Source organism: Mucilaginibacter roseus (genome assembly GCF_021215455.1).
GTDB lineage: Bacteria > Bacteroidota > Bacteroidia > Sphingobacteriales > Sphingobacteriaceae > Mucilaginibacter > Mucilaginibacter roseus.
Map to the genome: position 1 here is coordinate 883,689 of NZ_JAJPWV010000001.1, position 26,249 is coordinate 909,937.

The 26,249-nt window shown below is 41.7% G+C and carries 22 protein-coding genes and 1 riboswitch; of the genes, 14 read left to right on the top strand and 8 right to left on the bottom strand.

What is annotated here, in order from left to right; all coding sequences use genetic code 11:
• Positions 1–139: 139 nt before the first annotated feature.
• Positions 140–772, top strand: coding sequence for a phage integrase SAM-like domain-containing protein (locus LT679_RS03825; protein ID WP_232175666.1), 633 nt, complete (start codon positions 140–142; stop codon positions 770–772).
• Between the two features lie 559 nt (positions 773–1,331).
• Positions 1,332–2,171, top strand: coding sequence for an endonuclease/exonuclease/phosphatase family protein (locus tag LT679_RS03830; protein WP_232175668.1), 840 nt, complete (start codon positions 1,332–1,334; stop codon positions 2,169–2,171).
• A gap of 66 nt (positions 2,172–2,237) precedes the next feature.
• On the opposite strand, the gene LT679_RS03835 is transcribed toward LT679_RS03830, so the two are convergent.
• Positions 2,238–2,747, bottom strand: a complete 510-nt coding sequence (locus tag LT679_RS03835; RefSeq protein ID WP_232175670.1) for a hypothetical protein — start codon at positions 2,745–2,747, stop codon at positions 2,238–2,240.
• Positions 2,748–2,904: 157 nt separating this feature from the next.
• Between LT679_RS03835 and thrS the strand changes: the two genes are divergently transcribed.
• From thrS to LT679_RS03860, 5 genes are all read left to right on the top strand, one after another.
• On the top strand, positions 2,905–4,830 hold the full coding sequence (gene thrS, locus LT679_RS03840) for a threonine--tRNA ligase (protein ID WP_232175672.1): 1,926 nt from the start codon (positions 2,905–2,907) through the stop codon (positions 4,828–4,830).
• A 1-nt stretch (position 4,831) separates the two neighbouring features.
• A complete protein-coding gene (infC, locus tag LT679_RS03845) occupies positions 4,832–5,398 on the top strand; it encodes a translation initiation factor IF-3 (protein ID WP_232175673.1) in 567 nt (188 codons plus the stop codon).
• A gap of 63 nt (positions 5,399–5,461) precedes the next feature.
• Positions 5,462–5,662: a 50S ribosomal protein L35 gene (gene rpmI, locus LT679_RS03850; RefSeq protein ID WP_173413919.1), complete on the top strand. Its 201-nt coding sequence runs from the start codon at positions 5,462–5,464 to the stop codon at positions 5,660–5,662.
• Between the two features lie 79 nt (positions 5,663–5,741).
• Positions 5,742–6,086 (top strand): 50S ribosomal protein L20, encoded by a 345-nt coding sequence (gene rplT / locus LT679_RS03855; protein ID WP_232175675.1) that lies wholly within the window; start codon positions 5,742–5,744, stop codon positions 6,084–6,086.
• A 120-nt stretch (positions 6,087–6,206) separates the two neighbouring features.
• Complete coding sequence (locus LT679_RS03860; protein ID WP_232175677.1) at positions 6,207–6,875, top strand: response regulator transcription factor; 669 nt, start codon at positions 6,207–6,209, stop codon at positions 6,873–6,875.
• A 49-nt stretch (positions 6,876–6,924) separates the two neighbouring features.
• Here the strand turns inward: LT679_RS03860 and LT679_RS03865 are convergent, their stop codons facing one another.
• Positions 6,925–7,668 (bottom strand): SRPBCC family protein, encoded by a 744-nt coding sequence (locus tag LT679_RS03865; protein ID WP_232175679.1) that lies wholly within the window; start codon positions 7,666–7,668, stop codon positions 6,925–6,927.
• 121 nt (positions 7,669–7,789) lie between these two features.
• A riboswitch (cobalamin riboswitch) is annotated at positions 7,790–7,992 on the top strand.
• Between the two features lie 102 nt (positions 7,993–8,094).
• Between LT679_RS03865 and LT679_RS03870 the strand changes: the two genes are divergently transcribed.
• From LT679_RS03870 to LT679_RS03880, 3 genes are read left to right on the top strand one after another with little or no spacing between them, the layout of a single operon-like run.
• Complete coding sequence (locus LT679_RS03870; RefSeq protein ID WP_232175681.1) at positions 8,095–10,095, top strand: TonB-dependent receptor plug domain-containing protein; 2,001 nt, start codon at positions 8,095–8,097, stop codon at positions 10,093–10,095.
• Positions 10,096–10,104: 9 nt separating this feature from the next.
• A complete protein-coding gene (locus LT679_RS03875; protein ID WP_232175683.1) occupies positions 10,105–11,172 on the top strand; it encodes a DUF5074 domain-containing protein in 1,068 nt (355 codons plus the stop codon).
• Positions 11,173–11,229: 57 nt separating this feature from the next.
• Complete coding sequence (locus LT679_RS03880) at positions 11,230–11,802, top strand: DUF6580 family putative transport protein (protein ID WP_232175685.1); 573 nt, start codon at positions 11,230–11,232, stop codon at positions 11,800–11,802.
• 328 nt (positions 11,803–12,130) lie between these two features.
• Here the strand turns inward: LT679_RS03880 and LT679_RS03885 are convergent, their stop codons facing one another.
• The 4 genes from LT679_RS03885 to LT679_RS03900 form a co-directional block, all read right to left on the bottom strand.
• Complete coding sequence (locus LT679_RS03885; RefSeq protein WP_232175686.1) at positions 12,131–13,468, bottom strand: NHL repeat-containing protein; 1,338 nt, start codon at positions 13,466–13,468, stop codon at positions 12,131–12,133.
• A 13-nt stretch (positions 13,469–13,481) separates the two neighbouring features.
• Positions 13,482–14,282, bottom strand: coding sequence for a DUF4249 family protein (locus LT679_RS03890; RefSeq protein ID WP_232175688.1), 801 nt, complete (start codon positions 14,280–14,282; stop codon positions 13,482–13,484).
• Position 14,283: 1 nt separating this feature from the next.
• Entirely contained in the window at positions 14,284–17,097 is a 2,814-nt protein-coding gene (locus LT679_RS03895; protein WP_232175690.1) for a TonB-dependent receptor, read from the bottom strand.
• 106 nt (positions 17,098–17,203) lie between these two features.
• On the bottom strand, positions 17,204–17,914 hold the full coding sequence (locus LT679_RS03900; RefSeq protein WP_232175692.1) for a LytR/AlgR family response regulator transcription factor: 711 nt from the start codon (positions 17,912–17,914) through the stop codon (positions 17,204–17,206).
• A 194-nt stretch (positions 17,915–18,108) separates the two neighbouring features.
• On the opposite strand from LT679_RS03900, the gene LT679_RS03905 reads away from it, so the two are divergent.
• The 4 genes from LT679_RS03905 (at position 18,109) to LT679_RS03920 (ending at position 24,538) form a co-directional block, all read left to right on the top strand.
• Positions 18,109–19,182 (top strand): sensor histidine kinase, encoded by a 1,074-nt coding sequence (locus LT679_RS03905; protein WP_232175694.1) that lies wholly within the window; start codon positions 18,109–18,111, stop codon positions 19,180–19,182.
• Positions 19,183–19,347: 165 nt separating this feature from the next.
• Positions 19,348–21,282, top strand: coding sequence for a glycoside hydrolase family 97 protein (locus tag LT679_RS03910; RefSeq protein WP_232175696.1), 1,935 nt, complete (start codon positions 19,348–19,350; stop codon positions 21,280–21,282).
• A 382-nt stretch (positions 21,283–21,664) separates the two neighbouring features.
• A complete protein-coding gene (locus tag LT679_RS03915) occupies positions 21,665–22,258 on the top strand; it encodes a DUF6436 domain-containing protein (RefSeq protein ID WP_232175698.1) in 594 nt (197 codons plus the stop codon).
• Between the two features lie 9 nt (positions 22,259–22,267).
• A complete protein-coding gene (locus LT679_RS03920; RefSeq protein WP_232175701.1) occupies positions 22,268–24,538 on the top strand; it encodes a response regulator in 2,271 nt (756 codons plus the stop codon).
• Between the two features lie 457 nt (positions 24,539–24,995).
• Here the strand turns inward: LT679_RS03920 and LT679_RS03925 are convergent, their stop codons facing one another.
• Positions 24,996–25,406 (bottom strand): helix-turn-helix domain-containing protein, encoded by a 411-nt coding sequence (locus tag LT679_RS03925; RefSeq protein ID WP_232175703.1) that lies wholly within the window; start codon positions 25,404–25,406, stop codon positions 24,996–24,998.
• Between the two features lie 69 nt (positions 25,407–25,475).
• Entirely contained in the window at positions 25,476–26,060 is a 585-nt protein-coding gene (locus tag LT679_RS03930) for a UpxY family transcription antiterminator (protein WP_232175705.1), read from the bottom strand.
• Between the last annotated feature and the right edge of the window lie 189 nt (positions 26,061–26,249).

A 26,249-nucleotide genomic window follows, 5' to 3' on the forward strand; every position in this document is an offset into this window, starting at 1 on the left:
TGCAACGGCCAACCGCGCTACCGGTACAAAGGAAGATGCCAGGGAATTAAATCACTATCTCGATATTCTTCAAAATAAGGCCTATGATGCCCGCAAGCAACTGATCGATTCAGGGCGCATCGTAACCGCTATCGCGGTCGTGGACATCATTAGCGGTGCAGAGCAGCGCAAAAGGGAATTAATGTCGCTGTTCAAAGGACATAACGATGACCTAAAGGCGATGATCGGCAAAGGTGTCGCTAAACGCACCTGGACGAATTTCAATACTTCCTACCGTCATGTTTCTGAGTTCCTGTACGCGGAATACAAGGTTAAAGAGATCAATATCCTGTCGCTCGATCTTGAATTCATTAAGAAGTTCTATCAATGGTTGCGTGTGACCAGAAACCTCGGCCATAACAGCAGCCTCAAGAACATCGCTAACATGAAAAAGATAGTGATCAGTTGCGTCGATAACAGCTGGCTCAGATCAGACCCTTTTGTGAAATTTGATGAAACGCGGGAAGATGTACAACCTGTCTTTCTGGTAAAGGAAGAATTGCAGGCCATTGCTGAAAAGGAATTCCTGAACGTCCGTTTATGCCAGGTCCGTGATGTATTCATATTCTGTTGTTTTACAGGACTTGCTTTTGCCGATGTGAAACAATTAAAAAAGTCGGAGGTTGACCTTGGAGTGGATGGAGAGTTACGGATCTATAAAGGGCGGCAAAAGACGGGGACGCCCTCGATCATTCCTCTGCTGCCGATCACAAAACAGATCCTCGCTAAATAGGAACACGACCCGAAGTGTATCATCCAGGATCAGCTATTGCCGGTACTTAGTAATCAGAAGTACAATGCCTACCTTAAGGAGATCGGCGATCTTTGTAATATCAATAAAGAAGAGGACGGCACGGTAAACTTGACGTTGTTTTGAATCATCCACATTCAGGGATTATTTACTTTAACCTAAGTCTCTTATCGCCGTTTTGACGTTTACTTTCAAAATATAAAAAGGTTGTAGTACTAATATATTAATTGCAAAGATTGGAGAACAACAGCATCATTTTTTTAGAATGTAACTTGTGCCTGAACGTTCATTTTAACCAGCTTTCTTTCAGCGTTCATGTATATACAAAACGGTTTCATTTGCCAGGTTTCAAAAAAACTAATGCGCCTTAGTGGATAGTTAGAAAGTTCAGACCGTGAGCTACAAAGAGTTAATAGTATAATGTTTTAAAATGCCAATGCAGTTAAGGCTAAATATTATATTTACCGCATTACCGTGAAGAGCGAAAAGCCAGAAGTTGGTCAAAAATACGGTTTGAAATTGCATTTAAAAATATGAAATTATGAAAATTAAACACTTTTTTATTTCAGCACTGCTTGTAGCGGTTGGTGGCGTAACACAAGCCCAGCACCTTATAGCAGGCTCGTTTAACCTGCGTTTTGATAACGCCGGTGATACCGGAAACCTTTGGGTTAACCGGGCACCGGTAGCAGCCGCGCTTATCCGCTTTCATGATTTTGACGTAGTAGGTACGCAGGAAGGCCGCGAAAACCAGCTTCAGGATTTGAGTAAAGCCCTGCCTGAATATGAACGTTACGGCCTTGGCCGTGACGATGGTAAAGAAGGAGGCGAGCATTCAGCCATCTTTTTTAAAAAAGATCGTTTCCAGGTTTTAAAGAAAGGCGATTTCTGGCTGTCAGAAACACCGGATAAGCCGGGTTTAGGCTGGGATGCCACTTGCTGTAACCGTATATGCTCATGGGTTTACCTGTTGGATAAGCAAAGCAAAAAGAAGTTTTACTTTTTTAATGCGCATTTTGATCATCAGGGAAAAGTAGCCCGCGAGGAAAGCAGCAAATTGATCCTGAAAAAGATAAAAGAGATAGCTGGCAAGGAAAAAGCCATTTTTACCGGCGACTTGAATGGCGACCACGAAAGCACTTGGTACCAGCGCCTGGCAACATCAGGTTACCTGAAGGACACATACACGCTGGCTAAGCACCCGTATATCTTCAATGCCTCGTTCAATAACTTCGGCAAAGCGTTAGATAAGGACGGCATCATTGATCATATATTTATTAACGGTAATGCTGATGTTAAACGCTGGGGTATATTAACCGATAGCTACCGCGGCAAATTCCCGTCAGACCATTTTCCGGTACTGGCTGAGTTTACATTTTAATCGTTTCTTTTTTCTGATTTTTTTCCAAGGCCTCCTCAAAAGGGAGGCTTTGTTTTTGAATGGTATCTATTTTAGCATAAAAGAAACCGTATTTGATTTATTACCAAAATAAGAGATACTTACATAATATCTTCCCCGTTTTGACGGTTTTGAACCTGTGAACAAAATCAATTTATTCAAATAGTATATATCGCTCACAGTGTCGCCTTTTTTTAATTCTATCAGATACGGCCTTACATCTTTGATACTATAAGCAGATGAGGAAATTAAGTAAGGACAATTTATACCATCTATCCTTTGGTCTTCACCATAAAAAAGATAAACACAACTCTGCCACGGATAATTTTTCATTGGTTTATTAAAAAGTATATTCTTTATCGTATCAGTATCGTTAGTAATAGTTATCCTGAATTTCACACTGTCAATATCAGAATAAACACTGTCAAGCGATGATATATTGGTCTTAACTCCAGGTTGTCTTACTTCAAGTAACAATTGTGCTTTACAATCAACGCAAAATGCCACAATACAACACGTAATAAAAAAACTATAATATTTTTTCCCCGTAGATTTCATATTGGTGTTAAAATAATCAAAACACGTTATTACCACGATAATAAATCATATTTTTGCCGCATAACATACAGGTCGCGTTAGTAGGCGATCTTTTTTAAAAACATATTTTATAAACTGGCCGTATCAAATAAATGAAAAGGCCGAATCATAGTTGTAGATGATTAATATTACACTCCCTGATGGTTCCGTTCGTCAGTACGACAAAGGAATCACTTCCATGCAGATCGCGCAGTCGATCTCCGAAGGTTTAGCACGTAACGTATTAGCGGCCGAAGTAAACGGCCAGGTTTGGGATGCCAGTCGCCCTATTGAAGAAGACAGCAGCATAAAGCTCCTGACCTGGAATGATGCCAATGGTAAATCAACCTTCTGGCATTCGTCAGCCCACTTGATGGCCGAAGCGCTTGAGGCTTTGTATCCGGGTACAAAATTCGGCATAGGCCCTGCCATTGAAACAGGTTTTTATTACGATGTTGACTTTGGCGACCGTGATTTCTCATCAGAGGAATTTAAAAAGATAGAAGATAAGATTATTGAGCTAGCCAAAGCCAAATCAGAGTACATCCGCAAGCCGGTTAGCAAGGCGGACGCCATTGAATATTTTACCGAGAAAGGCGATGAGTATAAGCTCGACCTGATTAAGGATCTACCTGACGGTTCCATCACTTTCTATACACAGGGTAACTTTACTGACCTTTGTCGTGGGCCGCACATTCCGAATACTGGTTTTGTTAAGGCTGTTAAATTAATGAGTGTTGCCGGCGCTTACTGGCGTGGCGATGAAAGCCGCAAACAGCTTACCCGTATTTATGGCGTGACTTTCACTAAGCAAAGTGAGCTGACCGAGTATCTGCACATGCTGGAGGAAGCCAAAAAACGCGACCACCGCAAGCTGGGTAAGGAATTGGAGCTGTTTACCTTTTCCGAAAAAGTGGGCATGGGTTTGCCATTGTGGCTGCCTAAAGGCACTGCCTTGCGCGAGCGTTTAACTAACTTTTTGCAAAAGGCACAGGTTAAAGCAGGTTATGAGCAAGTGATTACGCCGCACATCGGGCATAAAAACCTGTATGTAACATCAGGCCACTATGAAAAATATGGTGCAGACTCTTTTCAGCCAATAAAAACGCCGCAGGAAGGAGAGGAGTTCTTATTAAAACCAATGAACTGCCCGCACCATTGCGAAATTTATAAATCAAAACCACGCTCATATAAAGATTTGCCGGTACGCTATGCGGAGTTTGGTACCGTTTACCGTTATGAGCAAAGCGGTGAGTTGCATGGCTTAACCCGTGTACGTGGCTTTACTCAGGATGATGCGCACCTATTCTGCCGCCCGGATCAGGTTAAGGAAGAGTTTAAAAAAGTTATAGACCTTGTGTTGTATGTTTTTGGAGCACTGGGTTTTGAGGATTATACAGCACAGGTATCGCTTCGTGATCCGGAGAATAAAACCAAATACATCGGTACCGATGAGAATTGGGCGCTGGCAGAATCGGCTATTAAAGAAGCGGCTGAAGAAAAAGGTTTAAAAACCGTGGTAGAGCTTGGCGAAGCGGCATTTTATGGCCCTAAGCTGGATTTTATGGTGAAGGATGCCCTTGGCCGTAAATGGCAGTTGGGCACTATACAGGTTGATTATAATTTGCCTGAGCGTTTTGAGCTGGAGTACACCGGAAGCGATAACCAGAAGCACCGCCCGGTAATGATACACCGTGCACCATTTGGTTCAATGGAACGTTTTGTGGCTGTGTTGATTGAGCATTGCGCAGGTAATTTTCCGCTATGGCTTTCCCCTGAGCAATATATTATTCTCCCTATATCTGAAAAATATGAAGAATATGCAAAAAAACTTTCAGATGAATTAAAAGATTCCGATATTTGCGGGCTAATTGACTTCAGAGATGAGAAGATCGGGCGTAAAATCCGAGATGCTGAAGTTAAAAAGATCCCCTATATGCTTATCGTTGGCGAAAAAGAAGCCGCAGAAAATGTGGTATCTATTCGCAAACATGGTCAGGGCGACCTGGGCAGCATGAGTGTAGAGGAGTTTATAAAACAGATAACTAAAGAAATAACAGTATAACTTGGCTTTAAACAGACCGTTCAACAGAGGACCAAGGCCCCCTTTCAAGAAAAAAGAGGCCGAACACAACATCAATCAATTCATCAAGGCACCAGAGGTTCGTCTTGTTGGTGATAATGTAGAAACCGGCGTGTATTCACTACGTGACGCGCTTGCCATTGCCCAGGAGCAGGAGCTTGACCTTGTTGAGATATCGCCTAACGCCAACCCGCCTGTTTGTAAAGTAACCGACTATAATAAGTTTATTTACGAGCAGAAGAAGAAGCTTAAGGAGATTAAAAGCAACGCTAAACAAACGGTTATAAAAGAAATCCGTTTCGGCCCTAATACTGATGACCATGACTTTGAGTTTAAATTGAAGCATGCCATTAAGTTCCTGGAGTCGAACGAGAAAGTGCGTGCTTATGTACACTTTAAAGGCCGTTCAATTGTTTACAAGGAACAGGGCGAAATACTCTTATTAAAATTTGCACAGGCGTTAGAGGAAGTAGGGAAGGTTGAGCAATTACCAAAATTAGAGGGTAAGCGTATGTTTTTAACCGTCGCTCCAAAAGGTGCTAAAAAATAGAATTCGATATTCGAAATAAAATAAAACGTTGCGAAAACGTCTAAACACAAACAAATAAGAGTTATGCCAAAAATGAAAACCAATTCCAGTGCTAAAAAGCGTTTTAAGCTTACTGGAACCGGTAAAATTGCAAGGAAAAACGCATACAAAAGCCACATCTTAACCAAGATGTCGACCAAACGTAAGCGTAACTTAGGTCACACCAGCTTAGTGTCTGATGCTGACATGGGTAACGTAAAACGTATGCTTTGTATCGGCAAGTAATTAATTTAAATTTTTAACCAGGTATTAGAGTACAAAAGTTCGCGCTTAAGCGGCACTCACTACCAAAAACAACAACAAGATGCCACGTTCAGTAAACGCAGTTGCGTCACGCAGACGAAGAAAAAGAATCTTGAACCTCGCTAAAGGTTATTGGGGTTCACGCAGCAAGGTTTATACCATTGCAAAAAACACAGTAGAAAAAGGTTTACAGTACGCTTACCGCGACCGTAAAACCAAAAAAAGAGAGTTCAGAGCTTTGTGGATCCAGCGTATTAACGCCGGTGCCCGTGAGCACGGAATTTCATATTCGCAATTAATGGGCAAATTAGCCGCTAAAGAGATCGGTTTAAACCGTAAGGTATTAGCTGACCTGGCTATGAACAACCCAGATGCATTCAAAGCAATTATTGACGCAGTAAAATAGTTCTGTTTAGCAACGTTTTACATTGAAAAGCGCCCGGTATTAGTCGGGCGTTTTTTTTGTGCATTTTTTCTTTTAAAATTTATTTTACATATTCAGGTAATTTTAGTTCGTCCTGATTAAATGGAACTCACCAAACCTGTCGCCAAAAAAATAGCCGAATTTGCACCTTTTGCCGAGATGATGCCCGGCGTAACCATTATACATCATATAGCCGATTTTTCAGTAGTCCACATGTGTTCAAAAGGGCTTAAGCTACTGGGCGTAACCATAAACGAACTACGTCAAATGGGTGTAGATTATTATCCCCGATATTTTAATATGGAATATATGGAAGGCCTGTTGCCCAAAATGGAAAAGCTACTTAGCGATAATAAAGAGAACGAAAGCTTCAGTTATTTTCAACAGGTAAAATATGCCGGTAAAAATGATTGGACCTGGCACATTACATCCACCGGTATATTTATGTGGGATGATAACGGTAAGCCTCTACTAACCATAACAACTGCGCTGCCTATTGAAAGCCTTAAAGAGGTTGAGCCTAAAGCCGAAAGGTTGTTAGCAGAAAATATATTTCTCCGTAAAAACGCGGCACGCTTTGGGCTACTTACCAGGCGCGAGATTAGCATACTAAAGTTAGTAGCCGGTGGAAAGAGCTCGCCCGAAATAGCCGGAGAATTATTTATTTCAGCTGAAACTGTACAAACCCACCGTCGAAACATTAAGCAGAAACTCGGTATAGCCAACAACTTTGAATTTGTTGAATATGCCCGCGCTTTTAATCTCATATAAAAAAGGCGCTTACAATTTTTTGCAGCGCCTTTTCATAAGGATTTGAGTTCTATAAAAGCGGATCAGTGCTTCTTTCGTTCAATTCACGGGTATCATTGTCAATATCCATGTACTGCTTAAAGTTTTGTACATCGGCGTTAACCATGCTTTTAAAAACCGGATTAAGCACATGCGCTATGCTTGCACCAAAGCCGCCTGCGGGTGGGTGGTAGCTGATCACCACATCAACCAGGGTTCCGCCATTTTCGGCATCCCTGAAACGTACTTTACCAGCATTGTCAATTATCGACCCTGGCAACGAACTCCAACCAATCATGTAGCCGGGCTCGTCCTTCACAATCTCAGCATCCCAGGTAACGCGCGCCACACCTGCTGGTAATTTAAGCTCCCAATGTGAACGTGTACTATCTATTACTTGCACGCTTTCCAGGTGCTTCATAAAAAGTGGCAGGTTATCCAGCTGGCGCCAAAACTCATAAACCTGATAGCGGGGTTTATTCACTACAAAAGCCGAGCGGATATTAACGTTCACCACGTCATCTCTAGTTGTTTTGCCAACGCGGCTATATAACTCGCAGTGGCCGGTAAAACCCCGGCTTAACAGATAGCCGCCGGCGCCAAGTTTTATAATGCTTGAAAACGGACTTTTAAAAAGGTTTTTGAAACCCGATATTCCTAATTTAACACCGGTAGCGATAGATATATAACGCTCGGGCCAGGTCAAATTTATAGGCTCCGCACTATTTTCGGCGCGGTGGTAGTTGTTTGACAACTGTAAGGATGCATTCGACATAATTATATGTTTTTAAGTAGATTACTTATATAACATCACGCCATAAAAGGAGTTTTGCTTTAGTTAAAAAACTTGCATTCATCGGCGCTGAATTTTTTTAATGTAGTAGCTGCTATTTGTTGTACATTTGTGCGCTTTTGGTTTTGTAGTGGTTGGTTTAATAATCGCACAAATTAAAAGGGAATACGGTGTGAGTCCGTAACTGTCCCGCAGCTGTAAGCTCCGTAACCAAATATCCGTCAATAAGCCACTGTAGCAAGTAACTATGGGAAGGCAGGATAGTGGGGAGTAAGTCAGAATACCTGCCACAAGTGATAATTATTCAAAGCTTTCGGGGATTGAAGCTTGAATGGCATGTGCGCGCACATCTCACTCAGGCTAATTCCTTTTATTTTTTTTGAATTTAATAACTGTGGCAACGTCAATATGTTAAACAAAAATCTTTTTGCATTAAATGCGATAGCGTTTTCCATATTGTGTGTAAGTCCGCGTGTATTCGGGCAATCTGACAGTACCCGTAACCTTAAGGAAGTAAATGTTCAGGGCATTACATCGGATGTTTTCAAAACTGCTGCACCCGTTCAATCCGTTACATCTTCAGACTTTTCGAGATACAGTGCTTTCAGCGTAGCAGATGCGGTTCGAAATTTTTCGGGAGTGGCCGTGCGCGATTACGGTGGAATCGGGGGGCTAAAAACGGTATCGGTACGTAGCATGGGTGCCGGTTATACCAGTGTTTTGTACGATGGCATTCTCATAAACGATGCCCAAACCGGGCAGGTAGATTTGGGCAGGTTCAACTTATTGAATTTGCAGCAGATTATTTTGTATACCGGACAGCCGCTAAACCTGAACCTGCCGGCACGTTCTTATGCAAACTCGGCGGTACTATCGCTCATCACTAAGCAACCTCAGTTAAGCCGGGAAAAACCCAACCGTTTTACCGCCGGTATTCGCGCAGGGAGCTTCGGTTTAATTAATCCTTATTTGCAATGGCAGCAGCGTTTGAGCGGTAATTGGTCAATGGTACTTAATGGCTCTACGCTGAACGCTAACGGGAATTACCGGTTTAAAGATTCGTTTGGTGGTAAGGATACCATCGGCAGGCGGGTGAATAGTGATGTATCTACGCAGCAGATTGATGGGGGAGTTTACTATAGCAGGAATGACAGCACCAAATTCAGGCTTCAATTTAATTATATTAACTCAGACCGCGGTTTGCCGGGACCGGTGATATTAAATGCCGTTTATGATAATCAACACCTGCTAAATCAGGATGCTTTTGTACAAGCGGCCTACGATCGAATTTGGCAGAATAGTTTACACCTTTTGCTAACTGCTAAGGCCTCGCACAATTATCAGCACTATACCGATGCTTCATTTTTAAATAACAACGGTGGCGCTAATGAGCACTATACGCAGCGGGAGATCTACCAATCAGCAACGTTGAGCTATAAGCCCTTGCAAAACTGGGAAATAGCCTACGGTACAGATGCATCATTTGTAGATATGGACGTCGACGTATACAAATACGTTTTCCCAAAGCGCTTGTCGCTGTATAACATTTTGGCGAGTAACCTGAAGTTAGGCCGTTTTGGCATTCAAACAAGTTTGCTCAGTACCTATATTAACGATGATAATGAAACAAACGCTGCCGCAAAATCGAAATCAGCGTGGAGCCCTACACTCGTGGCAAGCTACGAAGCTATGAAGAACGGAGAACTGCTGATACGGGCTTTTTATAAAAATGTCTATCGTTACCCCAACCTGTCCGAACAATATTACTATGCCGTACAGCCACGTGATATTAAACCAGAGCAATCGCGACAATACAATGTGGGTGCTGTTTATACCAAAAATCTTGACGGTTTTGCCGAGTATGTATCTGCCGGCGTTGATGGTTATTATTATAACGTAACCAATAAGATATTCACTTTTCCGGGCCGCTCTGCAGAAATTATCAGCGTGCGTAACATCGGCAAGGTAGACATTCGCGGGCTTGATGTTAATATTAAAACTCGTTTTAAGCCGGTTGCAGATTACACCGGGTTATTCAATCTTTCATACACCTATCAAAAGGCAATTGATATTAGCAACATGGGAGACAGCTTTTACAAAGAGCAAATACCGTATACACCAAAACACACGCTTGCTTTAAATGCTGGAGTTAAACATCAAGGCATCGGCCTGTTTTATAATCATATTTTTTCGTCATCGCGCTATTACCTAAGCAATAACCGCCCGGAGTATTATCTGCCGGCATATCATATTAGCGACTTTTCTTTTACTTATGATTTCAGGTTGTTTAAAAAACAATTTTACTCGGCTTTAGAGGTCAACAACGCTTTTAATAGTGATTACGTCATTGTTAAAGGTTACCCGATGCCGCCACGATCAATACGCTTAACACTTCAATTAACAATTTAATATAATAAAATGAGATCATTTAAACACAGCTACTTATTATTTCTATCAGCCCTGTCATTATTAGCTACGTCATGTAGTAAAGATGATGATCCAATCATCGACGACAATTTAGGGTCAGGCGTGTTCATAGTTAACCAGGGAGCATTCAGCGCAAGTAATGCTTCGCTAACGTTTTATAATACCACCACTAAAAAGGTTACTTTGGATGTATTTTCAGCGGTTAATGGTGCAGGCTTAGGCGCCGTAGCGAATGACGCGGCTATTTATGGCTCAAAAATGTACATCACGGTAAACGTTTCGAGCACTCTGGAGGTTATTAATCCGCTGAACGGTAAGCTAATTAAGCATATCGATATGAAGAACAATGGAGTTGCGCGCCAGCCAAGGTATGTCGCTTTTTATAAAAACAAGGCTTACATCACATCGTACGACAACACGGTAGCTGTACTTGATACAGCCAGCCTCAATGTTGAGAAATTTATCACCGTAGGCCGTAACCCGGAGCAACTGGCTGTAGCTAACGGAAAGCTTTATGTAGCTAATTCAGGCGGCCTCACGTTTGGCAATCCGGATAAAAGCGTTTCTGTTATTGATTTGAACACAAATACCGAGACTAAAAAAATCACAGTTCCGGCCAATCCGGTAAGTTTGGCTGTTGATGCCGGTGGCGACGTATACGTAATTTCAGCAGGCGATTACGACAAAATTCCACCTGCACTCACTATCATTAACAGCGCTAACGACGCAATAAAATCAAGCGAAACTACCGATATAAGCTACGGTAATACCGTCGCGATAGCCGGAAACAAAGCATATTTTATATCAAGCTCCGGTAATATAGTGGTGTATGATACTGCAACGGACCAGGTAAGTAACGAAAATTTTATAACCGGCAATTTCAAAATTAAAACGCCTTATGCCATAGCCGTTAAAGAAAGCACTGGTGAAGTATTCGTTACAGATGCTAAAGGTTATACAGCTGATGGTAAACTGTATATTTTTAATCGTGATGGAGCAGTTAAGGATAGCGCGGCTACAGGATTGATTCCGGGTAAAATTGTATTTAAAAACAACTAAACGCCAAGTTTACAAATTGCTTTTTAATCGTTAATTTCGCATACAAATTTATAAGCAATGTCGGCATACAACATGAACACCCGCAACACCGTACTTATATTAATGATTATAGGTGCTATAGCAATGCGCTTTGTTACTTTTGAGTTTCAGCAGTTGAGTAATTTTACCCCTGTTGGTGCGGTGGCTTTATTTGCCGGTACTTATTTTACTGATAAGTGGAAATCATTCTTTGTACCGCTTGTGGTACTATTTTTAAGTAACATAGGCATCAACTATCTGTATACCGGCCAGGTCGCTTGGTTTTCCTGGTTTGACCTCGTAACATATTCATGCTTTGCTTTAACAGTATTGATCGGTGCGCTTATTAAGAAGGTGAATGTGCTTAACGTGTTGGCCGGATCCGTTGCTTCAGCCGTTTTATTCTGGCTGATAACCGATTTGCCCTTTCTGTATGGCACATATTACACGCACGACATGAGCGGTTACATAACCTCACTTACTAACGCATTGCCCTTTCTGCGGAATATGCTTATGAGCGACGCTGTTTTCGGCCTGTTATTGTATGGTGGCTTTGAATTAGCTAAAAATAAATATACTATTTTACGCAGCAGGCACGAGCTTGCTATGTAATTTTAAAATATCATAGGTTATTAAGCGGCTCTACACGAGCCGCTTTTTTGTTATAATAATTTATCTATCATCGATTTACATTTCAGTATTTAGTTTACGATATTTACAAATGGACTGTTAAACTGTATGCTGGGTAGCTACAACAAAAAATGTTAACTTTTAAAATGTGTTCAGTTAAGGGCTAACGAAAGCGAACCTTAGGGTGGTAGAACGGCAACATCTCAGCTAATTAAGTACAATATGTACAATGTTTTTATAAATGGAATACGAAAAGTAGCGTATATAAGAAAGATTAAACGATAGTTGTAATACTATTTATTTTTGGCCATTATATTTTAGCAATAGCTATTTTTCGTATGCGTTGATTACCATAGTCTGCCACATATAGGTTACCTGACGGGTCTATTGTTAAACCTTGAGGATTATTGAACAATGCAGAACTCCCTTTGCCATCTGCAAAACCTGTTGTTGATGAACCAGCTATTACGGTAAGAATATGGTCGGTATCAAGCTTTAAAATGCGCCCTGCACCGTCACAGATATACAAATTTCCCTGGGCATCAACAATCAAGCCGGTTGGATCGCCTACTATATCGCTGTTGTCCGGACCTCCTATCACGGTGCTCACAACGCCATTCGCATCAATTTTACGTATAGCATGGTTTGCCGCTTCAGCTATAAATAAGTTGCCTTCGCTATCAATTGCGATGGCATTGGGTTTATTAAAGCTTGCATCCGTGCCTGTGCGGTTAATGTAACCAGCCGCCGTGTTACCGGCAAATGTACTTACTACGCCATCCGGCGCTATCTTACGTATTAAATTGTTGCCATAATCGGCCACAAATAAATATCCGGAGGCGTTTACAGTTATACTCACCGGTGTGTTAAAATCGGCCTTGTTTCCGTTGCCATTCTCAAGGCCGGCGGTGCCGGTGCCGGCAAGGGTAGTGACCTCGCCATCACTTAATTTCCGAATAATGTTATTACCCCTATCTGCTACAAATAGGTTACCTTGGTTATCTCCAGTAATGCCAGAACATGCGTAAAATTGCGCCGATGCGAGATGCCCGTCAATGTATCCGATAGTTCCATCGCCTGAGATTGTGATTACATCAGCTAATTGTGTTACCTTACGTATAGCACTGTTATAAGAGTCTGCTACATATAAATCGCCGCTTTGGTCAGCCCAAAGCCCCATCGGGTAGTTGAATAATGCTGAGTTTCCGTTGCCATCAGTAAACCCGGCAGTTGAATTGCCTGCCAGGGTGCTAACCTGCACATCTATAGTATTTGCTGACGATATATTTATCGCATAGACTTCCCCATAGCTTGTGCCGGTTTCATTCGAAGCGTATGCTCTAACATAGCAGGTTGTCCCGGCAGCCAAGTCAGATATTGAACTTACAAACGCGAGCCTACTCAACGTTTCGGATGTTTTTGTATCAGCAATGGTTGGCGTTGAATTGGTAGTGCTCCAACAAATTCCGTAGGCCGAAATGTAATAATCATCACCGGGTACATTTCCTCCTGACCATACGGTGCCCGTAGCTGCTTCGAAAACAGGTTGCACGGTAGTTACTACCGGCAAATCATATTGTGTGCTTTTATTGCAGCCCATTAATGCTACAACCGATAATATTAAAAATTTATATAATTGCTTTTTCATAATAAACGATGACTTATTGGTTTACTGTCAGTTCTATTGTGTCTGCCTGCATGGCGGTGAATATGCCGTAACCATTTGAAATATTGCCGGGTGGGTTTGTAAGCTGTTGCGACGAGGTGTTGGCATTGCTGCTTAAAACATCGTTATACTCCTTATTTACGGTAAAGAGTATAACCTTGTAAGTGCCCTTATAGTTAAGTGTGCGGTAATACAGTTCGTACCCGGCTTCCTGCTTACCATTAATGGTAAAGTTTGCAGGAGCGTTGCCGCGCCCGCCATTTAAAATGTAAGGGTATAGTTCATCGTTTTTAAAAACCAGCACATGATAAAGCGAATCGGGATTATTCCAGCGATATACCACAGCAACCGAGTCGGCAGTGCCCAGATTAGGAAAGTCATCGTTTGCAGGCACCAAAATGGTTGTTGTGGATGCCGTAAAGCCCGTTGTTTTTACGGGTACGGTTGTAGTTGCCGTAACGGTTTCGTTATTATAGCTGAATGTTAAGCCATAAGTTTTACCGGTTTGGATGTAAGAAGCATCGCTGTAAGTATAGGTTCCGGTAGCGGTTTCCTGTAACGATACCGAGTCGCTCCCATTTGACAGGGTAAGGTTTAAGCCCGATACCAGGGCGCCGTATGATGAGGTATCATCAAACGCTTTTTGCTGATATATTTTTACGGATGGCGCCTGCCCCGGCATCAGGTAGGCAACCACCACCGCGCGGTTGGCCACTGCGGTATTGTCTTCCTTTTTACAGCCGGATAATACTGCCGTAATAAATAATATAAGTAAGTGTATGTGTTTGATATTCATGTTAGTTAAGATTAAGGCTTAGCGTTATGTTAGGGGTAAAGCCCAGGTATTTTACTACTGTGGTTATTACCTGGTTGTTGCTGATGTAGTACTCGTTGTACCAGGTGTTAACGTGGTTGTAAGCGTTGAAGAAAGAAAAACCCAGGCTGCCTTTTTTGCTGCCATCGGTACGCAGCAGATCATACGTGGCCGAAAGGTCAAGGCGATGGTAGGCTGGCAAACGTTCGCCGTTCTTAGCACTTACCGACAGGTAGTTGATTTTGTTACCATCCAGTGTATTAATAGTATAGGTACCTACCGGAGCAGTGTACGGATGCCCTGTGCTGAATATAAAAGTTGCCGCAAAACTCCATCGCTGCCAGTGGTACATATTCACGGCCTTAAATTCGTAGGCGATGTCCTGATTGGCCGGGAAATAGTCGGCACCATAGTTTTCAAACTTGTTTTTGGCTTCGGCAAGGGTATAGCTGAGCCAGCCGGTGTACATACCCGCTTTTTTCTGCAGCAAAAATTCAAGGCCTTTGGCATAACCCGATCCGTTGTAAAAATTCTGCGTAAGCGTAGTAGTTGTAGTGCCGCCGCCAAACGGACCGCCCATGCCCATACCACCACCTTGCTGGCGTATGGAGTATTCGGTCAATCCGCTGAGCTTTTTATAATAGCCTTCAACATCAAACAGCCAGTTATTGGTTTCGTAACCAATGCCGCCAATAAAGTGATCGGCTTTGCCAACCGGTATGTTCTGATCATTGGCCAGTACCCAAAAGTTGCGGTCGCCCCCGGCAACATCTTCACGGGTTACCTTGCTGGTAAACTGGTAGTAGCGGCCTGTAGCACCTTTCAGGGTTATCCTATCGGTTAGTTTATAAGTTAAGGATAGTCTTGGTTCGTAATATAGTTTTCCTGTGGGTGAAAAGTATGTGGTGCGGAAACCCGGTTGAATGTGTAATTTTTCGTTAGGATCTATCTCCAGCTCAACGAATCCGCCGGCGGTTGTACCGCTGTTGTGTTCATCAATAAGCGTGGTAGTATCGTTTTGAATATACGTATAATCAATAGATTGCTTTGTAGCAAAACCTCCAAAGTCAATTTTAAGCGGTGATGCTATCTGCCATTCCCAATCAGATTTCAAGCTAAAATCGCGCAGCTTATTTTTTTCGAGGATACCATTATTGATGGTGGTTGTGGTGTTGCTATCGGTAATGGTGCCGGTGGTACCACGGTTGCGGTCGCTAAAAAAGCCTGAATAGCTGGCCACGGTGGAACCAAAGAGTTTACCTGCTGATGTTGTCCATTTTAAACTGCTGCCTGTATTACCATAATGGGTATAATCGTTAATGTTAAGCGATCCTCCTGATGATGTTTGAAAGGAGGGGAGTGTCATCTCCCGGCTGTTGTCCAGCTTATCGGCACCATTATAAAAGCTCCAGCTTATATTGTTTGAGCCATTTATGGCATAGTTGTATTTGGTATTCAGATCATAAAAATAGGATGATGGGGTGGTTTGGTTGGCGAACCCGCCCGGTCCGCCTCCCATTCCGCCACCCGCTGCGCCGGTAGGGCCACCACTCCCTCCGGGGCCATTGTTGGCAGTCGAAGTATTGAACTGTCCAAAAATTTTGTCATATAGCGGTCCCTGGTATGATCGCCTGAACGCTACCAGTGCCGATGAATTTTCGCCGATAGGGGTTTCGGCATAAATATTAGTGCTCAGTAAACTCAGGTCGCCGCCAATATTGGCTTCCTTTTTATTGCCATCTTTACCGCGTATCTCCGTTACACTTGATAAGCGACCTCCGTATTTTGCAGAGTATCCGCCCTTGTACAACTCCACATCGCGTACGGCATTGCTGTTAAAGGCACTGAAAAAGCCATATAAGTGATCAACCTGGTAAACGGTAAAGCCATCAAAGGTTACCAAATTCTGATCTGGCGTACCGCCACGCACATAAGCTCCGGATGATGATTCGTTAGTAGCGCTTACCCCCGGCATTAACTGAAATGCACGCATAATATCGCGCTCGCCAATGTTAGGTAATTTATTAAGAGCAGCAGGTGTAAGCTGCAGTACGCTTACTTTGCGGCTATCGGTGTTCAGTACGCCCTTTTTGCGCCCGGTAATGCTAACCTCACTGATCGTATTATTCATGGCCGGGAACAGGCCGAAGCTCACCGGCCTTTTAACACTGCCGCTATCCAGCCTGAAGTAGTCGGGCTGATAGCCCACAAAGGTTACCTCAACCACCGACGTGTCCGACGGGATGTTGAGTATGGTAAAATTACCGCTGGTATTGGTTTGCCCGGCCAGGCCAGTACCACGTACCTTTACGGTAGCGCCGGGCAATGCTTCACCCGTTTTTTGGTCGGTAACCCGGCCGGTAAGCGCGAACATGAAGTGTTTTGGCGCATGTTTAGCTTCGGGTATACGCTTAGGTGTAAAGTTGCGGGCTGTTTGCTGCAGTTTGTATAATTGCTGCAAACGGGGCAGGTCATCAGGTTGTTGCAAAATATAAACCGTGCCGTCATTCTCTATCCAGTATTGCAGGTCATTTTCGTTACAAACCTGTTTCAATACCGCCTGCATTGATTCATTAAAGAAATGCTCGTTAACATCCATTCTTGAGAGCGAGTCGCGCTCGTACACAATGGTAATATCAAGCCTGCTCGCTATGGTATCTATAAACTGGTCCAGCGAGCAGGTAAAAAAATGGTCGATCTTTGTTTTCTTTAACTTATCCTTAGTGTTTTGCTGCCCGTAGACAACGGTGGTGGCTAAGGCGTAAAAAATGGTGACCAATAGTAGTATTTGCTTCATCAACTTATCAGGGTATGCCCTAAGTTGCGGTTAAGCGGTACTACTATAAAATAAATGAGATAAGGCAGCTTTTTTTGTAGACGAAAACGCCCCTTGTGCCGCAGTTTTAAACCGCTTTTCCGGTCATTCTACCGATAACATCGCGATAATTGTCGCTGTAAGGAATCTCGGCACTGCCTATTTTAATTCGCCCTTTACGTATGGATTGCACATGATCAAGGTTAACGATAAACGACTTATGAGTGCGGTAAAAGCGGTCGGCCGGTAGTTGTTCCTCTAATGCCTTAATAGTCATGCGCGACAGTAGGGGCTTAGGCTGCCCTTCGCGGTATAATTTAACATAATCCTTCAGTCCCTCGATATGCGTTATTTCATGATGACTTAAACGCACCAGGTTATAATCGGCATAAACAAAGATGTGGTCACGGTTTTTGCCGGCTATGTCATTAGCCAGGCGGCGTTGCTGGTCAAAAATAGTCTGGGCCTTACTACATGCCTTTAAAAAACGCTCGAGGGGTACGGGTTTCAACAGATAGTCAACCACGTCAAGCTCAAAGCCATCAACAGCAAACTGGTTGTAGGCTGTAATAAATATTATAAGGGGCTTTTGCACCATGCTTTTTACCAGTTGCAGGCCGGTTATGCCGGGCATCTGTATATCGCAAAAAACAAGATCAATCTGCTGCTCGTGCATTGCCTGCATAGCCTGCGCTGCCGAGCGGCAACTGGCTACCAGTTGCAAGCCATCAACATATTTAATATTATCCTCAAGTAGTTCAAGCGCTAATGGCTCATCATCAATAATTATACAACGCATGCCTCAATAAGTTAATAGTTCAGTGTTTTATCAAAGTAAAAGCGTCTGATGCACATAAACATATGTTTTAACATTATTTAACGTGTTCGTCGCTACAATGCTGGCTTTGGTCGAGTATGTTCGCAACAGCAAATCATTATAGGTTTATTTGGATGATGGATAATAATATTACATTGAAGCCCAGTGTTTATAGGATGCTTCCGCTCTTAGTATGGATTCTATTGCTATTGATGCCGCTGGCTACGTCACCCTTAAGCTTACCTGAGGCTATCAGGCATCGTTTCATAACACACGTGGTAATTCTTAACAGTTTATTGCTGGTGGTTTTTTACTTGCATACTTATATAGTTTATCCACTATTACAGCGCAAGGGTTGGTTAGTGTATATTGTTGGATTGCTTATACTATTCGCTGTATATTGGTTTAGTTGGTATATAACCCGCAGTGAACCGCCCAAGCCCAACGATGATTTTATGCGCCGTGCTGAAGAAGGCTTTCGCCGTATGCAGCCGCCAGCAAGCCCTGATCAAATGCCGTCTCAGCGCTTTGGTGGGCCTCGCTGGGGAGGCCCGGGCGTTTTTATGCCTATACTATCGCCGTTTATAGCAATTTTATGCAGCTTTTGTTACATCGTACTCCTTAATAATGCAGAACGTCAGCAAGCATTGAAGGAGCGCGAAACAGTGCATCTGCGTACCGAATTAAACTGTTTGCGTTCGCAGATCAACCCGCACTTTTTATTTAATATATTAAATAACCTTACATCCCTCGCCCGAAAACATTCAGAGCTTATGGAGCCAGCCATCATCAATCTGTCGCAATTAATGCGATATATGCTCTTTGAAAGCGATGATAACAAAGTTTCTTTGTCAAAGGAAGTGGACTATATTAAAAGCTATATTGACCTGCAAATGCTTCGGTTTAATGACGAGGTATCGGTGGTCACTGAATTTAGCGGTAATTATGCCGACAAATTAATTGACCCTATGTTATTGATAGCGTTAGTTGAAAACGCCTTTAAGCACGGTACCGGTGAAAATGAACACGCCAGTATTTACATCAGTTTAAGCATAGATGAACATACAGATACCCTGAATTTTACCGCTATAAATAGCTTTATAGAGTCGTTTGAAAGATCTGACAGAAATGGTATCGGTTTGAAAAATCTGCGCCGTCGGCTGGATATCCTCTATCCGCAAAAATATAATTTACGCATCGAAAATAATGGCATGTTATTCACAGCCCGCTTAAGTATTAACCTGGCTTAAATGGGAAATATGTGTGATGGTAACACGTCCGATCATTATCACAAAATAGTGTTTGTTATTTTTCGTGAATAAAAAGCCAATATTGAATAAAATCCTTGGATTTTCATTTAGTAGTTTTGATCACTTCGGTCAATTAACCTAAAAGGCATAATATTATTTTTTGATATGAGAACAATATTTACAAGCTTGTTTATAATCATTTGTCTTTTATGTTTAAACGGTAATTATGCGGCTTACTCTCAAACTAAGAAAGCTTATCAGCTAACCTCGCCGGATGGAAATATTAAAGTAGCTGTAGAACAAGCCGCAGTTGTGCCAAAAGGTTCAGCCATATTTAATATCTATTACAAAACCGGCGTAAAATATATGCCGGTTATCTTGAACAACAACTTAGGCCTTTCAACAGATCAGGCGGAATTTAAAGATGTGAACTTAAAGCAAGCCGGGCCAGTAAACCGGATAAACGAAAAGTATGAAATGATAACCGGCAAGCGTAAGTTTTGTACCAATGCCGCTAACGAACGCAGTTTTACTCTTACTAATTTTGCAGGTAAAACACTTAATGTGATATTCAGAGTTTACAACGATGGCGTAACATTCAGATACCAGTTACCTAAATGGACAGACAAGCCTGTTAACATAAAAGACGAATATACCACATACAACGTACCCCCTGAAACTGCCCGTTGGATACAAACATATGACCCGAGTTATGAAAGATTCTTCCCCTTTAGCACAACCGGCAAGGGCGAGAAAAATCAGCAGTGGGCTTATCCGGCCTTATTCAAAGCCAATGATTTGCCGGTGTGGTACCTGATAAGCGAGGCAGACAATAGCGAGGTAAATTGCGCTGCGAGGCTCACTAACGAGGAAAAGTTCAATGTATATAAAGTTACTTACCCTGAGCCCAGGAAGAGTTTTCAGCAGCAGGGTGATGTTTCATCGCTACCTTGGACGTCGCAGTGGCATACTTTAATAATAGGCTCGTTGGCAACGGTGGTGCAATCAACCCTTGTTACCGATGTAAGTAAGCCAAGTAAGGTAAAAAATACAGATTGGATTGTACCCGGAAGTGCATCGTGGATATATTGGGCGTATAATCATGGCTCAAAAGATTATAAGAAAGTAGTGGAGTATACTGACCTCGCTAAAAATATGAACTGGCGTTATGTGCTCATTGACTGGGAATGGGATGTGATGACCAATGGTGGTAATCTTGAGGATGCTGTCAAGTACGCGCAATCAAAAGGCGTTAAACCTTTGATCTGGTACAACTCGGGTACAACAGATTGGGCTGACGCTACACCGATAGACAGGATGCGTACCAGGGATATGCGTATCAAAGAATTTGAATGGTTGAAAAAGATAGGCGTCTACGGGATTAAGGTAGATTTCTTTGCCGGCGATCAGCAGGATATGATGAAGCTTTACCTGGATATTTTACAGGATGCTGCCCAATATCAGCTCATGGTTGATTTTCATGGGGCCACCATTCCGCGTGGGTGGGCCAGAACTTATCCTAACTTAATGACAACTGAAGCTGTTTATGGTGCAGAATGGTACAACAATTCAGCTGTACTTACAAATAAAGCAGCCGCACACAATACGACCCTTCCTTTCACCCGTAATGTTATTGGTTCAATGGATTATACACCGGTTACATTTTCCAACAGTCAGCACCCCCACATTACATCTTACGGGCATGAGCTCGCATTGTCTGTTGTGTTTGAATCAGCCCTACAAAATTACGCTGACCGACCGGAAGCTTTCTATGCGTTACCTGATGCACCGCGTAATTTTCTGAAAAAAGTCCCGTCGGCGTGGGATGAAACTAAGCTTATAAGCGGCTATCCTGGCGAGTATGTTATAATAGCAAGGCGCCGCGGCAACCAATGGTATATAGGCGGCTTAAACGGACAAGATACAGCAAGAACCTTTAAATTTAAATTGGATTTTATCAAAACTGGGTCAACGGTTAGTATTATTAAAGATGGTAATAACGACAAATCGTTTGAAACAACATTACGGCAAATTGTGAAAGGCCAAGATATTGAAGTAAAATGTTTGCCACGTGGCGGGTTTGTTGCAACTGTAGAGTAAAGCTCATGTCAATAGTGAAATCAACAACTTCATCATAAAGTGGAAATGGCGGATATCTAATTCGTGAGATCATTTTTTCCCAAAGCGTGAATGTTTTGCCTCGATCCGGGGTGCCCGAACCCCAGTGAATTTAAACAACGCTGAAATTTATGCATGCTTAATTTGGTTTGTAAGCTATCCAACTTGTCTTTTAAAAGTTTAAGTTTATCATTTTCAAGTGTTAAAATAACAATAAACACGCTGGCTCTAATCTATTTTAATATTCTATCATCTACGGAATGTGATTTGTAAGATTTATGCGTTCAAATAAATTTTTTAGCGGTATCCCTGCTGTTTCTGTTTGAACATGTCTGCTCAAACTATCACTGTTTATACTATTTTAATGAGGAAGCTGCTGGCTGTGGTCTGGTTGTGTTTGTTGTTTGGAATTGTTGGCTGCCTTTTTTGGTATAATGAATACCAGTACACTCTGCCTACACCGGTTCCTGTTGACTATAAAAATGTGCCTGTTGGCGGGTTCATCAACTTAACTAATGGTTTAACCGCGAGTGATAATAAACCTTTGCTATTGCATTTTTTTAACCCTAAATGCCCCTGTTCCCGCTTTAATATTCAGCACTTTAAGCAACTCGTTAAAACATATCAAAATAGAGTGAACTTTGTGGTGGTATTGTTAGACGATCAAAATGACATCAAAGAAGTTCGAGACAAGTTTGATTTGAACGTGCCCATTGTAATTTCACCCGGCTTGGCAAAGGCTTGCGGCGTTTATTCCACTCCGCAAGCGGCTGTGATCGACACTCGTTCGCGCTTGTATTACCGAGGCAACTATAATACAAACCGTTATTGCACAAACAAAGAAACGGAGTATGCCCGCATTGCTTTAGATGGTGTGCTGCAAAAATCAAATCCAATTCATTTTAACGCGCTTGCGTTAACTGCATACGGTTGCAGTTTACCAAATTGCGAAAGGTAATTATATATTATGACGCCAATTATACCCCTTCATAACGATAGCTCAGCCTATGATGTAGCGCTATGGAAAGCTATCCGGAAAAATGCCGACCGTACTATGGACTACTTCCTGGCTGCGTACTTTATTGTAAGCCTGGTGTTAGCCTATTTTTATGATACCTGGTTTATTGCGCTATCGGTAAGTAGCATTTGTTTGCTTGCTTATTACTCTACAAAAATTTTGTTACCAGGTTCAGACTTGTACCAATACGTTTTAAGTGTAATACTCGGGCTTTTTGTTGCGCTGTTTATATACCAGATGCATGGATTGTTTGAGATGCATTTTTTTGCATTCATTGGTGGTGCTATCCTAATCATTTATCGAAACTGGAAGTTGCAGCTGCCAATATTAATTGTGGTTGGTATACATCATGCATTATTCAGCTATCTTCAAAACACCGGGGTAAAAGGTGTTTACTTTACCCAGTTAGATTATTTTGATCTGCAAACACTTATTATCCATTTACTACTTACAACAGTAATTTATTTTGTTTCGGGCTTGTGGGCGCATAAGCTTAAGGATGCGAGCAACTGGCAAATTAAGCAGGCTATTGCCATGAAGGAGTTGCAGCAAGAAGCGGCTTTGAGTTTAGAACGTAAGCGCAACCAGGAAATGCTGGAAGAATTAAATGAAGAACTGCTTACATCAAATGCTCAGTTAGACCTATCACGTATAGAAGCGGAAAAAGCAAACCGGGCAAAAAGTGTGTTTTTGGCCACCATGAGCCATGAGATACGTACGCCGATGAACGGCATTATTGGCATGTCATCCTTACTTACTGAAACGTCACTTACTGATCAGCAACGTATGTATACCGATACCATTACCAACTGTGGCGATAATTTGCTGAACGTGATCAATAACATCCTCGATTTTTCAAAAATTGAGGCGGGTGGTATGGAACTGGAAGCGGTTGATTTTAACATTCGCCAGTGCATTGAAGAGGTGTTGGACATTTTTAGCACCCGCATAGCCGATATCGGTATTGAGATAGCATATCTGCTAAATGAAGATGTACCGGCGAGTATAAAGGGCGATAAAATACGCGTGCAGCAAGTGTTAACCAATTTGGTTGGCAACGCCGTAAAGTTTACACAAAAAGGAGAGGTGATTGTAAAGGTAAGCCGAGGTAAACTTAATGGCGACGATGTTGAAATTAAGTTTGAGGTTTGCGATACAGGTATTGGAATTCCGCCCGAAAAACGGGAGCGCCTGTTCAAGGCTTTTAGCCAGGTTGATTCATCTACTACGCGTAAATATGGCGGTACCGGGCTGGGCTTGGTTATATCAGAAAAATTAGTGAATCTGATGAGTGGCCAGATTACAGTTACCAGTGAAGTTGGTAAAGGTTCAACATTTGCGTTTTCTGTTGTGGCACCTATCGGCGAGGCCGTCGCTCAACCCTGGTTTGAAAAGGATATATTGGCATATGCCGGTAAACGGGTTTTGATCATAGATGACAACCTTACTAACCGAAATATTTTAATGTACCAGATGAATGCCTGGCGATTGGTTCCGGCAACCGCGGCGTCAGGTCCGGAGGCCATAAATATATTGGCGAAAAATGCTGACTTTGATTTGATTATTACGGATTACCAAATGCCGGATATGGACGGCGTGGAACTTACCAGGTTGATAAAAGCGAGCCATTCCGAAATACCGGTTATATTATTGAGCTCGGTAGGAGAGGAAAGGCGCGCTGAAAATCTTAATCTGTTCGACCATATCCTGACAAAGCCGATTAAGCATCAAACGTTGCTAAAATATATCTTGTCGTGCTTTAAGGCACCAAAAAGAAGAGAAAGTACATTAAGGCCGGTTAGTAAGATACCTGAAAACTTCGCGTCGTTGTACCCGTTACGCATATTAGTTGCCGAGGATAATAAGATCAATCAAAAAGTAATATCACACATGTTGGCCAAGCTTGGCTACGATGCAAGCATTGCCGGAGATGGCGTTGTAGCGGTAGCGTCAGTTATGGCTGATGACTTCAACCTGATATTGATGGATATACAAATGCCAAATATGGACGGGCTTGAGGCAACTACTATCATAAGGGCAAGCGATATTAAACAACCGGTGATTATAGCGCTTACCGCCAATGCGCTGAGCGGTGATAGGGACGAGTGCATTGAGAAAGGCATGGATGATTACCTGTCAAAACCATTAAGGACAGAGGATTTGCTCGAAAAACTCTCTTACTGGTCAAACCGACTCCTCGAAAAAGGCGATGTTGCTTGATCAAGCTGCATGTACATGAGAGATGTGTCGTTAAAAAGTTTATTTTTTTGAAACATTATAAACCTTAAGGTCGTATAAAAATACAGAAACTTAAAAAACGATGTTGATGTTTAGATAGCGACTATAGAATATATTATCATAAAGACTTTTTAATATTATTAATAATAAGAAGTTGCTTTCGTTAAAAATTTAAGGTAATTTTTATGTTACATAATTTATATGTAGTGTATATTAACTTAAACGATTTATTGTGTAAAAAATTTCACGTTTTGTTTATATAATTCTACGCTTTGGGGTGTTTATTCTACGTTAATTTTTGTTTTGTTAATCTATACTATAAAAAATTAAACAGACGAGTTGTTTAGTAGCAATATGGCCAATCTTAATTAATGTATCCTGACCTTAACTTATCTTCCTTTATGTTTGGTGAATTTTAATACAGGCATTGCAGGTGTAATTATTGGTTAATGTTACCCTCTACGGATATCTTAACCGAATTACGCTCAACTGTTTTGATGAGAATATCGTTATACTTTTCCAATAAGGCTATATACTTGTCCTTCCAATAGGATTCGCCGTTTTGTGAATTTGCTCCTTGTTCGCCAGGTGTGAAATTTTGTTGCGTATGGTTTACAGGTTGTGTGTTGCGTTTAAAATCATCACTTTTAAATAAATGAGGAAACTCCACCGAGAAATCATGGTTAATGATCATCCCGATCTTATAGATAATATCAGCTTTTAAAAACTGCTGGTTAAACCAGTTATAAACAGACCGTCTGTTAACGTTGCTCAGTCTGGCTATTTCACTTATGCTATACCCTTCCCGCCTTATTACCCGCTCTACTATGTGACCGTGATGTACGTCCATATCAAATACAGTTACATAAATTACTGAATTGCCTGCTTTTAGACCAAATCAGTGGTAAATAATTGTTGCTTAAGCTGTTAATAAAGCTACTGAAAGGATAGCAAGTAACGCGAAACCATTTAAAATTTGCGTTGCAGGTGCTACATGTTCAGCTTTTACCTTAACCATAATCACACAATTAAGTTGATCAATAGCCATGATTACGTTTTTGCCCGAAATGGTTTTTACAATGCCATTGGTGTTATAAAGCAGGCCATCAGTTATGCGTACTTCGTCGCCTATATTCAGCCTGTTAATATCAACTATTTCGAGATTTTGGTAGCTTTTAACAATTTCTTCAATTCTTAAAATCTCGGTGTCATTAAGCGTCACAGGTTTATTGTTATTGGTAACAAAACTTACCACACCTGAGGTTTGCTTCACACGTTCAATTTCAGACGAAGAGATGTTGACAAATATATATGAAGAGAAAAGAGGGGTATCAATTGTCTTTATTCTATCAGCCCATTTATGTTTTGATTTAACTATGGGGCAAAAAGAATTTATGCCTTGCTGATTTAGGTTTCTATCTACTTTCTTCTCAAATCTGGAGCGCGTATAAACCACCATCCATTTTTTCGAAGTGTTGTTAGGTTTCATATAGTTATTTTCCATGGGATTTTATATATGATAATTATCATACCACAATTATCATTCATTATGCATAGCTAAATCAAATAGGAATGTATCGTATTTAATTCTAACCAATTAAAACTGTATAGAATATAAAACTAAACTATTAATTATATTATTTTAAATATTTAATGGTTTGAAATGAATAATTTATAATAAAAAATCTTATCT